Source organism: Enterobacter sp. 118C5, from assembly GCF_034107645.1.
Lineage (GTDB): Bacteria > Pseudomonadota > Gammaproteobacteria > Enterobacterales > Enterobacteriaceae > Enterobacter > Enterobacter nematophilus.
Genome location: NZ_JAWNEU010000020.1, coordinates 11,942 through 23,824, shown reverse-complemented (window position 1 = coordinate 23,824; position 11,883 = coordinate 11,942). Strand labels below are relative to the sequence as shown.

At 58.0% G+C, this 11,883-nt stretch carries 7 protein-coding genes; 1 reads left to right on the top strand and 6 read right to left on the bottom strand.

Going from position 1 to position 11,883, the window contains the following annotated elements:
* Window positions 1-20 precede the first annotated feature (20 nt).
* The gene (gene pdeH / locus UTO39_RS21080) at window positions 21-794 is read right to left on the bottom strand and encodes a cyclic-guanylate-specific phosphodiesterase (protein ID WP_266179786.1); all 774 of its coding nucleotides are present in this window, start codon (window positions 792-794) and stop codon (window positions 21-23) included.
* Between the two features lie 229 nt (window positions 795-1,023).
* Here pdeH and UTO39_RS21075 point away from each other — a divergent pair, with 229 nt between their 5' ends.
* On the top strand, window positions 1,024-1,953 hold the full coding sequence (locus UTO39_RS21075; protein ID WP_320728015.1) for a sugar kinase: 930 nt from the start codon (window positions 1,024-1,026) through the stop codon (window positions 1,951-1,953).
* A 63-nt stretch (window positions 1,954-2,016) separates the two neighbouring features.
* On the opposite strand, the gene UTO39_RS21070 is transcribed toward UTO39_RS21075, so the two are convergent.
* The 5 genes from UTO39_RS21070 to bcsZ form a co-directional block, all read right to left on the bottom strand.
* Window positions 2,017-3,510: a pitrilysin family protein gene (locus UTO39_RS21070; RefSeq protein WP_320728014.1), complete on the bottom strand. Its 1,494-nt coding sequence runs from the start codon at window positions 3,508-3,510 to the stop codon at window positions 2,017-2,019.
* A gap of 226 nt (window positions 3,511-3,736) precedes the next feature.
* Complete coding sequence (locus tag UTO39_RS21065) at window positions 3,737-5,023, bottom strand: dicarboxylate/amino acid:cation symporter (RefSeq protein WP_028014754.1); 1,287 nt, start codon at window positions 5,021-5,023, stop codon at window positions 3,737-3,739.
* A 159-nt stretch (window positions 5,024-5,182) separates the two neighbouring features.
* A complete protein-coding gene (gene hmsP / locus UTO39_RS21060; protein ID WP_320728013.1) occupies window positions 5,183-7,189 on the bottom strand; it encodes a biofilm formation regulator HmsP in 2,007 nt (668 codons plus the stop codon).
* Between the two features lie 119 nt (window positions 7,190-7,308).
* Window positions 7,309-10,791: a cellulose synthase complex outer membrane protein BcsC gene (gene bcsC, locus UTO39_RS21055; protein ID WP_320728012.1), complete on the bottom strand. Its 3,483-nt coding sequence runs from the start codon at window positions 10,789-10,791 to the stop codon at window positions 7,309-7,311.
* On the bottom strand, window positions 10,773-11,879 hold the full coding sequence (bcsZ, locus tag UTO39_RS21050) for a cellulose synthase complex periplasmic endoglucanase BcsZ (RefSeq protein ID WP_320728034.1): 1,107 nt from the start codon (window positions 11,877-11,879) through the stop codon (window positions 10,773-10,775). The genes bcsC and bcsZ overlap by 19 nt, the downstream gene beginning before the upstream one ends.
* Window positions 11,880-11,883 lie beyond the last annotated feature (4 nt).

Sequence of the window (11,883 nt, the reverse complement as noted above, 5' to 3'; positions counted from 1 at the left end):
GACAAAGGGAAGCGGGGTTATCAGAGGGTCGTTCTGACGCTTTCGAGGCGATCCATCGGCACGGGACGAGAGAGGAAATAGCCTTGCGCCGCCGCTGCGGGAGAGTTTTGCACATCACGCCACTCTTCCAGCGTTTCTACGCCTTCAACGATCACGCCCTGGCAATAGCGGTTCATCAGCTGCAATAACAGCGTAAACAGATTCCGCCCTTCCGGGGTCTGGCGCAGCATGATGAACAGATCGCGGGCCACCTTGATGTAGTCATAGCGCACTTCGCTGAGGGCCGAGAAGTTCGCCATACCGGTGCCAAAGTCATCCAGCCACAGCGGGCCAAATTCACACATCGACGCAAACGAGGAATCCTGAGGCAGGCGCACGTGCTCCACCAGCTCAAAGCGCAGCCACGGCAGGGTGGCGATCAGCTCCTGCAGCTTCGCGTTCTGGCGCAGCGCCAGCAGAGTTGGGCCATCCACGTTAACCGAGGCAAGGATAGTATGCTGCTCGAAAAAGGCCTGTTTCGTCGCCAGCATACGGAGCTGCTCTTCCAGCACGTCCAGACGCTGGCGAACGGCAACTTCGGCAAAATAGCGATCCGGCGCGATACGCTGGGAAGGGTTTGACGGGTGCGTGACGACGGTCAAAATCTCAATTGCCATCAGCCGACCGTCCGTTCGGTAGATCGGCTGATAAGTGTACGCACGCTCGCATTGCAGCCAGTAGCGATGCTCCTGCAAGTTCTCAATACTTGCTTCAGGCGTAGTGCTCAGCCGCTGGATAACCTGCTCTGACTTCATTTCAGATGTCCTGTTGTTGGGATGGCCTTTCTGGACTCGTCAATGGGTTATCGGCCCGACAATTGAGAACTTTATGTTCAATTCACCGCGAAAATGAAATTAAGATGACAGAAATTTGCCGGAACACGCGCTGGCTCAAATAAAATAATGGAACGTCGTTTTAATATAGTTGACCATCTAATTCACTCAGCGCACACTGCTGAAAATTCTTCTGTTCAGGTTCACGACTATGTCCAAAAAAATTGCCGTGATTGGCGAATGTATGATTGAGCTGTCACAAAAAGGCGCGGAAGTCAGCCGCGGATTTGGTGGCGATACGTTAAACACCTCGGTTTACATTGCCCGTCAGGTTGCGCCTGAGGCACTCACCGTGAACTACGTCACCGCCCTTGGTACGGACAGCTTCAGCCAGCAGATGCTGGAAGCCTGGCAGAGTGAACGTGTAGAAACCTCGCTGATCCAGCGTATGGAAAACCGCCTGCCAGGGCTATACTACATCGAAACCGACAGCACCGGCGAACGCACGTTTTATTACTGGCGTAACGAAGCGGCGGCCAAATTCTGGCTGGAGAGCGATGCTGCCGCAGCCATCTGCGAAGAGCTGGCGACGTTTGACTATCTCTATCTGAGCGGCATTAGCCTGGCGATTTTAAGCCCGACCAGCCGCGAAAAGCTGCTCTCGCTGCTGCGCGAATGTCGCGCCAACGGCGGGAAGGTGATTTTCGATAATAACTACCGCCCGCGCCTGTGGGCCAGCCGCGAAGAGACGCAGCAGGTTTATCAGCAGATGCTGCAGTGCACGGACATCGCCTTCCTGACGCTCGACGATGAAGACGCCCTGTGGGGTGAAAAGCCGGTAGAGGACGTGATTGCCCGCACGCACGCAGCAGGCGTGAGCGAAGTGGTGATTAAGCGCGGCGCGGAGTCGTGCCTGGTCGCGATTGCGGGTGAAGCGGTGGCTGAGGTCCCTGCGGTGAAGCTGGCCAAAGAGAAAGTGATTGATACCACCGCGGCGGGGGATTCCTTCAGCGCGGGCTACCTGGCGGTACGCCTGACCGGGGGAACTCCGGAAGCGGCGGCACAGCGTGGGCACCTGACGGCCAGCACCGTGATTCAGTATCGCGGGGCGATTATTCCGCGCGAGGCGATGCCTGTTTAAGTAAGGTGCGGGCTGATGCCCTCACCCTAACCCTCTCCCTGTGGGAGAGGGAATGTTTAAGCATTACTGCCCCTGCGGAATATCCGACGCGTCCTGGTGTAGATCATCAGCCGTTGCCGCCTGCGCCGGCTGCGACGCGGTGGCCATAATGGAATCCCAGGTCTTCTGAAGTTCCTTCATGTCATATTCCGGCTCGCCTTTCGGCTGCAGAAGGATCAACGCCATATCCTGCGACAGCTGCTGACGTAAATCCTGATTCAACATATTCACGGTCAGACCGTTCAGGAAGTCCTGACGCAGCTTCTGGTACTGTTCAGGCGCAATGTCGACAACCTGATTCTGCAGAGAGCGAATACGCTGGCTGATCAGAATGTCAGTATCGGCGCGAGCGTAGGTGGCAAACAGCTTCTGCAGCTCCAGTTTTTTCTGGGCTACCAGCGCGTTGAACTCCTCTTCAGAGAGCCCCTCTTTACGCACTTTTGCCAGCTCTTTCGCCACCACGCCCAGATTCGCATTTAGCTTATCGCCCGGCGATTCAACGTTAATGGCACATTGCGCACGCTGGAACAGCACGCGGCAGTCAAAGCCAAGGCCAATGTTCTTAACGTTGTTTTTGCTGAGCGTCTGCTGAACGTGCCAGAACAGCGCTTCACGCGCCAGATCGGCACGCCAGTAGCGCAGCAGCGCCGCGGACTCGCGAATAGGCTGCCAGGCGTTATCCCACATCACGGAGAGCCGGTCCTGGCGCACGGTGTCCGTCATAATACTGACGGGCTCGGCGCGCAGCGGAGAGAGCGTCGGGACAGGGGCTGGCGTTTCGCGTTTGCCCTTCAGATCGCCAAACGCTTTGTTGATCTGCTCAACCACCGCGCGGCTGTCCACATTGCCGACGACGATCAGCGTCATCGCGTCCGGGGTGTACCATTTCTGGTAGAACGATTTTACCTGTTCGACGTCCACCGGCTGCTTCAGCGGCTCCGCCGGGTCGTGCCCCAGCAACGTTGAGCCTTTCAGACGGTAGCGCCACCAGCCCTCTTTGGTATCCGCAGGCCAGGTCGCCACCATGTCGCTGTTACTCAACGCGTAGTTCACGGTGTCCGGCGTGATCGCCAGGTTGCCAGAGGCATCGGAGAGATAGGTAAGGGCTTCTTTAAGAAGGTCGTTACGGTTATTTGGCAGGCTCAGGTTAAACATGGTGTAGTCATAGGAGACCACAGCCGGAGGAAGGGGGCGTTTCGGATCGATGGCCTGTTGCCACAGCGAACGCACCTGTACTGCCTGCAAGCTGCCGCTCTGCGTGAGCGCCAGACGGGGAATAAAATGGCTAAAACCGGTTTGCTGAGTGCTTTCCGTAAGGGAACCGGTATTAACGGACAGACGGATTTCAATACGATCGCTGGGACGCTGTGGAGTAGATAACACCTGCCACTGAAAACCGTTCGCTAACGTGCCTTGTTGCCAGGCCGGGTCTGGCTGGAGCGCATCTGCCTGCACATAACTGGCTGCTGCCATCATCAGCAAACCGCCGGTTAAGAGTCGAATTTTTGTGCCCTGCATGTGAACCCCTGATCAACATTCCTGGTTAAAAAGAGTGTCTCGCGACGCGCTTCACTCTAAAAGATGACGATGAAAACACGTCGATTAGACCGCGCGTTCGGCAAAACGTCACGGTCCGAAGTGAAATATACCCAAAAAAAATCTTGTCGAATTATGACAGGTATGAACAGTTATTATGCGCAGGAGCCCGCATCCCGACAAGGGAATGCGGGCAATTGTGACAAGATTAGGAGGTTAAACCAGGATTTTTGCTATCAGACGCGCGATTATTCAGCGTATCGTTGAGCTTCTTGTGATCCAGCTCTTTCACCCATTTCGCGACCACCACCGTTGCCACGCCGTTACCCACCAGGTTGGTGAGGGCACGCGCCTCAGACATAAAGCGGTCAATACCAAGAATTAGCGCCAGACCCGCCACCGGCAGATGCCCCACCGCAGAAATGGTGGCCGCCAGCACGATAAAGCCGCTGCCCGTCACGCCCGCCGCCCCTTTAGAGGAGAGCAGGAGCACCACCAGCAGGGTGATTTGATGGAAAATATCCATATGGCTGTTGGTCGCCTGGGCGATAAACACGGCCGCCATCGTCAGGTATATCGAGGTACCGTCAAGGTTGAAGGAGTACCCCGTCGGGATCACCAGGCCGACCACCGATTTACGGCACCCGAGCTTTTCCATCTTATCGAGCATACGCGGCAGCGCCGATTCTGAAGAGGAGGTCCCCAGAACAATCAGCAGCTCTTCGCGAATGTAGCGAATGAATTTGAAAATGCTGAAGCCTGTCGCACGGGCGATGGAGCCCAGCACCACCACCACGAAAAGAATACAGGTGATGTAGAAGCAAATGATCAGCTGGCCCAGCTGCACCAGCGTGCCAACGCCATACTTGCCGATGGTGAAGGCCATCGCACCGAAGGCGCCGATCGGGGCCAGGCGCATGATCATATTGATGATGCCAAAGATGACCTGCGAGAAGCTTTCAATCACGTTGAAGATAAGCTGGCCTTTGCTGCCCAGACGGTGCAGGGCGAAGCCAAACATCACGGCAAACAGCAGCACCTGCAGAATGTTTCCGCTGGCGAAGGCGCCGATGACGCTGCCGGGGATGACGTCCAGCAGGAAGGCCACCACGCCCTGATCCTTGGCCTGTTCGGCATAGACCGCGACCGCTTTGGCATCCAGCGTAGAGGGGTCAACGTTCATACCCGCGCCAGGCTGCACCACATTGACGATGACCAGACCAATTATCAGCGCAAGGGTACTGACCACTTCAAAGTAGAGAAGCGCCACTGCACCGGTACGGCCCACCGCCTTCATGCTTTCCATGCCAGCGATGCCCGTTACCACCGTACAGAAGATCACCGGGGCGATGACCATTTTAATGAGCTTAACGAACGCGTCGCCAAGCGGTTTCATTTGCGCGCCCAGCTCCGGGTAATAGTGACCCAGCAGAATACCGATGGCGATGGCTGTCAGGACCTGGAAATAAAGACTTTTGAAGAGTGAGGTTTTCATAGGGTGTCCTTGGGAAGAAAAACCACAGGCTTTGTAAGGTTATGGTTAACCTGCGGCTCTAAAATAACACCCGTATAACAGGACAGAAATAAACTCAGTTCAAATTTGAAACACAAATGTTAAGAACTTTGAACTGGCTCGCACAAGCCAGCAACAAAATTACACTTTTGCGTTATGGTCAGCGCCAGAAAGGTATCGCTGCTCGAAGACATCCGGCGGCACCGCGGGGGCAAAAAGGTAGCCCTGGCCGCTCTCGACGCCCGCCTCTGCCAGCCAGGCGCGTTGCGCTTCGGTTTCAATCCCCTCGGCAATAAGATGCAGGTTGAGGCTGCGCGCCATCTGGACGATGGCCTGCACCAGGCTGCTGTCCTCCGGCAGCCCGTCAACAAACGATTTATCGATTTTGAGCACGTCCACCGGCAGGGTTTTCATGTGCTGAAGCTGACGCAGCCCGGCGTATCCCATGCCAAAATCGTCCAGCGCGATGCGAATGCCGGCATTGCGCAGCGGCTTCAGGATGGCCACCGCGTCGTTAGGATCGTCAATGCGTCGGCTCTCCGTCACTTCCAGCGTCAGCGTATCAGGCTTGATCCGGTAGCGGTGGATCAGCTCCAGCATCTCGGAGACCATCGTCGGATGCATAAGCTGCAACGCTGACAGATTGACCGACAGCGGCAGCGTTACGCCGCGCTCCTGCCAGGCGGCAAGCTGGCGGCAGGACTCCTCCAGCACCCAATAGCCTACGGTAACCATCAGACCGCAGGATTCGATGCGCTCAATCAGCCCCTCCGGCAGCTCCCATGAGCCATCCGGCTGCTGCACGCGGAGCAGCGCCTCGGCGCTTTTTACTTCCCCCGTCTGTAAATTCACCTGCGGCTGTAGCCAGAGGGCGAACTGACGGTTGTCCAGCGCGGTCAGGATATCGCTCTCTTCCGTCAGGCGCTGCTGCGCCTTTTCCATCTGCTCCGGGTCGAAGAACTGGATCTGATTTTTCCCTTTGCGCCGGGCGGTAAACGCCGCCGAGAACGCGCGGCGGTACAGCTGCTCCGCCGTTAAATCACCGTAGAACATGGCGATACCGATACTGGCGCTTGGACGAAGCTGGATACCCTGAACGGGCAGCCGCTCATTTATGACAGTGAGTACTTGCTGACCTAATGTGATAGCGTGCCACGGCTCTTTCACGCCGTTGGCTATCACCACCAGGTCGTAACCGCTGACCTGCGTCAGCACCATGCGCGGGGCAAGGACGGACTTCACCTTTTCCACCAGCGTCAGCAAGAGCATTTCACGCTGGCTCTCCTTGAGCACGCCCGCCGTGTCCTGCAGGGTTTCACAGGCAATCACCATCAGCGCCGTGGTTTGCTGCCGCGCAACGGTCTGCTCCAGCATTGCCATCAAAAATGCTTTATTAGGTAATTCCGACACCGGGAAGCGCGTGGCGCTGTTGTTTAGCTCATCCTGATGACGCTGGATGCGCTGCTGGTTGAGGTTGTAGCTGCGCACCAGCATCCCGATCTCATCGTCTTGATGCAGGCGCGGCAGCTCAAGCTGGTGCCCCAGCTGATCCTGCGGCGTAAGCCCGTTCAGTTCGCGGGCGATACGGCGCAGCGGGTGGACAATGAGGCGGTTTATACACCACGTCAACGCTACGCTGATGATAAGGGTCATAAGTAAGCAAGTGGTCACTAACGTAACCACCCAACTCATGACGAATTTATACATCCGGTACGAGTCCGCCTGCAGGACCAGGTAGGCCAGCGGCTGCGGATTAGCAGGGCGTTCAAGCGAATAGACAGGCAGAGAAATTTGCACCGGCAGCTCAAACAGGCGCATCACCATCATCGGGACGGGACGCTCCGGGATAAAGCTCATCCGCAGCGCCTGGAACTGGTTGGGCAAGACGACATCGGCGCGGCTAACGACGCCGGCTGGCTGAATGCGTTTTAGGATGGTTTCCGCTTCGGGAATATCCCCTTTCAGGATCGAGGCGGAGAGCGGGCCGCGCACCGAGCGGGCGATACTTTCTAACTGCGAAGCCGTGTTATAGCGATTCTGCTGTACGGAATGAAACAGCAAAATTACGCAGAAGAGCAGTACAAACAGCATAGTGACGGCTGAGACCATCGCCATTTGTTTGATCGTTAAGGAACGGCTGACACGCAAAATGACTCTCCACAAAACTCGAAGCGCAGGGCGCGCCAGGGTGTAAACCTGGCGCGCCTGAGTATACCCGATTGCCGCGCTATTAAGAGAGACTTACAAATGGATTAAGGAAAATCCGATTACCAGTCCGCGTAAGGAATAAGCGGCTGCGGCGGTAAGTCCATATCGCCCTGCCAGCCTGCAGCAGAGTAACGCACATAAATCAGCGCATGGCTTGGGGTATAGTCTTTCGCTTCCTGAATGTCCACGCCCATGCCCACAAACCAGTTGGAGGTGACCCGGCGTTCGATAATCGCCCGCGCGGTATAACCCGTCCCGGAGGAGGAGCTGCCGGTTTCCATCGCGCCACGGTCGGTATAGCGGCCTGGCTCATCGGTCGGGATCAGGCTCTGGATCGGGTAACGCAGCTCGTCTTTGGTTTTGGAGTGGGACCAGGACACCGAGCCACCCAGCTCCCAGGACCAGTTTTCCGTGCGCTTACGCCAGGTCACCGGCAGCGCGAAGGAGACATACTCCTGCGGGCTGTAGTAGCCGCCCTGGCCGAGGGAATAGCCGCTCAGATCTTTATCGTAGTGCCAGAGCATATTGGAGACGCCGACCGACAGACGCTCGTTATTTTTATTAATGAGCTTGTAGTAGTAGCCCGTCATCCAGCGGACGCGCCAGTTATCTTCCACATTTTTACCGGTCAGCGTTTCCGCGTTCAGGCTTGACCAGACGCCGTTCGCCTCGCCTTTATCATAGCTGATGCTTACCCCGCCGCCCGTCGCGCGCACGCCGCCCCAGGTTGTGCCGGTATTGGTATCTTTTTGCCCGGCGAACGCCAGCAGAGAGCTGGAGATAGGCCGACGATGGGCGTTGACGGTATAGCCAATGGGGCCTAAATCGCTGCTGTAGCTGATACCGCCCACCACGTCGACGACGTCGAAGCCCATTGGCGTGGTACCAATATCCATCGCCCAGGTTTTATTCTGCCAGCCGACGGCGACGCTGGCGCCGCTGTCGCTCTGGCTGGTGTTGCCGCTACACGGCGTGTCGTAGCAGGTCCCCCATTTAGGGTCGTAAGTGCCGTTATTGTTATCAAAGGTGCCGGCGTCCATGTTGACCAGATCGCTTCTGAAGAACATGCGCCCGTCAGAGAGCGGGGCATCTACCTGGAGCATGGTGGTATGCGCTTTCAGGTCGGAATAGCCGCCCGTGCCGCTGGAGCCCCAGTAGTCGTGCTCGAGCGTGACGTTAACATCCTGCTGACGGTACAAATCACCGGCGTCACTGCGCACGCCGCGCTTCAGCCAGTCATCTTTTTCATCGTTACGCGTCAGACGGGTGAAACTGTCATTGTCCACCGGACGCGTCGTGGTGATGCCGGAGGACACCATCGCATCTTTATACGTCTCCAGCGCCTGCTGCGGCTGGCCGTTTTGCGTCTGGAAGCGGGCAGCATCACGCAGCACCAGCGCGCTTTCCATGGAGGCGGGCTGCGATTTGGCCTGCGGAATAATTTTGCTGAAGGTCTGTTCTGCGGCAGCGGAATCGCCCAGGCCTGCCTGCGCCATCGCGATCCGGCGCTGCATATTAAGCGACAGCGGCTGGCCGTTTTGCCCGGCGGGCAGTTTCGCGAGCTCTGCACGGGCGGCCTCTTTGTTACCTTCCGCGCTGTAAATCTCGGTCAGACCGAGGATCGCGTCCTCGTTCTGCGGCTCACGCTGCAGGACGGCGCTGTACGTCGTTTTCGCCGCGTTCAGATCGCCACGCTGCTGCGCCCAGTCCGCCAGGGTCAGGTCGATGCGGGTGGAGGCAGGCTGCTGACGCAGAAGATTTTCCGCCTCCTGCTCTTTGCCGCTGTCGCGCAGGCGGTTGGCGGTCTCCAGCACCTGGTTACTTTGCAGACGGTCGGCAAGTTCCTGAATATTGCCGTTCCACTGGCTGCGCGGCAGGGTATCCAGATGCGCCAGCGCGGCCCGGTCCTGGTCGTTTCCGGAAAGATAGAGCCCGTTGGCATAGACCTGATCCGGGTCAGACGGTTTTTGGCTGGCAAGCTGGCGCATCAGGGTATCCGCCTGGCTGCGCTGGCCCGCGCTGTAGAGATCGCGCGAGAGACGATAGGTTATCCAGACGTCGCCGGGCGAGAGCGCCAGACGGCGACGCTGAATTTCTGCCGCCTGGGCGTATTTCCCCTGACTCTCCAGCTGTTCAGCCTGGGCGGAAAGCTGCTCGTTAGTCAGGCTACGCTCAATATCATCAATGCTCCGGCGCTGGCTGGCGGAGAGCGACTGGATAAACTGCGAGGCTTTCTCCGGGGACTGCGCGCGGTAAACATTGGCAAGGCCACGAACCGCATTGCTGTTGCCGCTGTCCATCCGCAGCGCCTGACGATAATAACGCTCCGCCGCGTCGTTATCTTTACGCGCGGCGGCGGCATCTCCCAGCCCCAGCACCGCGTAGCTGTCGGTATTGTCGACGTTGCGCGCCTGCTGATAGTAACGCTCCGCCTGCGCCGGGTTATTCGCCTTCAGCGCCCCATCACCCTGCTGGATCAGCAGCCAGTAGCGGTTAACCTTCAGCAAGCTGTCCCATTTCCCGCGGTTATCGCTCTGCGGATCGAGGGCAATCGCCTTTTCTAACTGTGCCACCGCGCGGGCGCGGTCACCTTTCTGGGAATAGGCCTGTCCCAGGGCTCCCACAGCTTCACTGTCGGCATGGTTGGCGCTGACGGCTTTTTGCAGCTCCGCCACCGCCTTACCTCCCTGCCCGGCATCCACCGCCGCCAGCCCTTCCGCTTTCGCGCGAAACGCCGGATCGGCGAGCTGCTTTTGCTGCGCCTCAAGCTGGGCGCGCGCCGCCGCGACGCTATCGCCGTCGCTGAAGACGGTCAGGTATTTTTGCAGCGCGGTGACGCTGGCGCTGCTGGCAGGCTGGTCTTTGATCTGCTCATACCACATATCAGACGCCTGGCTGCGGCCGCCGGTAGATTTAGCCATCTCCTGAAGCACCGCAAAGCCTTCATAGCGGCGTCCGTTCTGGAACAGAAGCTGGGCCAGCGTGGTCTGCAGCTGGGTATTCCCTGGGCTGCTGCTGTTTATTTTTTTCAGCTGGTTAATGGCCGCATTGCGACGGGCAGGATCTTTCGCCACCACATTCCAGTATTCCGTCGCCACGTCGCCACCCGGCGGGTTGCCGTCAAAGAGCTTGTCATAGGCGGCTATCGCCTCCTGCGTGTGCCCTGTGGTGGCGAGTAAGCGCGCCTGCTGAAGCTGCTGGCGGCCATCCGGGGTGGAAAGTAGCATCGTATTGCGTGAGGACTGGTAAGCGCTGGAGTCCGGGGCCATCCCCTTCAGGCGATCCAGCTCTTTTTGCGCGCCGGCGTTATCGCCCTGGCGCAGCAGGTAGCGGAAGCGGGCGGCAATAACGTCAGGGTTGTTCGGGTCGATCAGCTCAAGACGGTAGAGCGACTGACGAACCAAATCCTCACGATGGGTCGATTCGCCCAGCCGAACCTGCTCCAGCAGCTGTTTCTGCTGCGGAGAGTTAACGGCCTGCGCCAGCGGCATCAGTGCCAGCCCAAGCGATAGAGTGAGTAGATTTACTGTGAACTTGCGCATTCCTGGCCCCAATCCGGTATTAATTCACCCTTAGCGGTGAAGCGAAAACGATGCTGATCCCATCCCTGACCAAAAAGAGTCAATACATAGCTGTAGTAGGCATTGTTATCGGGAAAATGGTCTGCCACGCGCTGGCGCTGAACCGCCTGGGCATCGCGCTGCTGTAAAAACGGCAGCATCGCGGCAGAGAACCCGACCGGGCCATTGCCGGTGTGTTTACCCGTCGCCACATCCACTTTCTCCGGCGGCACGCCCTGTTTGATTGTCTTTGCCGCCATTGGCTGGAAGCGCGTAAGCAGCCGGGCCTTTTGAGGATCTTTATCGCTCATCATGCCAACCCAAAGATAGACACGGATGGCGTCATAGCCCCCCTCCAGCGTTTTATCCTGCTGTAGCTGCCAGCCTTTGTTTTCCTGATACTGCACCCAGTTTGGCGAGAATCCCTTCGGCGCGCTTTCCAGCAGCAGCCGCAGATTGGTTTCGCGCAGCGTGGTCCACGGGGCACCGTAGCGGGTGAAGTAGCTCGCTAGCTGTGGAGGAAGGTAGCTGGGGTTAAAGCGCCAGGCGTTTTCATCGGCAAAGCCGACTTTACCGGGAAGCAGCATTGAGCCGAGCCCCGGCACTTTTACCACTTCCTCGCTGGCAATGCGTTTTAGCAGTGCCTTGCCCGTTTGGGTATAGCCCGGGTCTTTCCATAGCCGGCCCGCTTCCAGCAGCGACCAGGCAATCCAGACATCGGCATCTGAGGCGGAATTGGTATCAATCACCCCCCAGTTTTCTTTGTCTTTCTGCCCCCAGAGCCAGGCGGGCAGACGATCGTTGAGATTGCCGCTGGCAAGGTTATCGCGCGTCCACGCCAGCAGCAGGTCAAACGCCTTGCGATCGTTAGCGGCCAGGGCAAAGAACAGCGCATAGCTTTGCCCTTCCGACGTCGTAATTTTGCGCGTGTCGCTCGGATCGATGACGCGCCCGCCCTCGCTGATGTAACCCTTTTTAAACTGCTCCCAGGCAGGCCAGGTGCAGGCGGCGCGAAGCGGGATCGCCGCCAGCATCAACGCTGCGACTAAACACCAGCGAAAGGCTTTCATCACG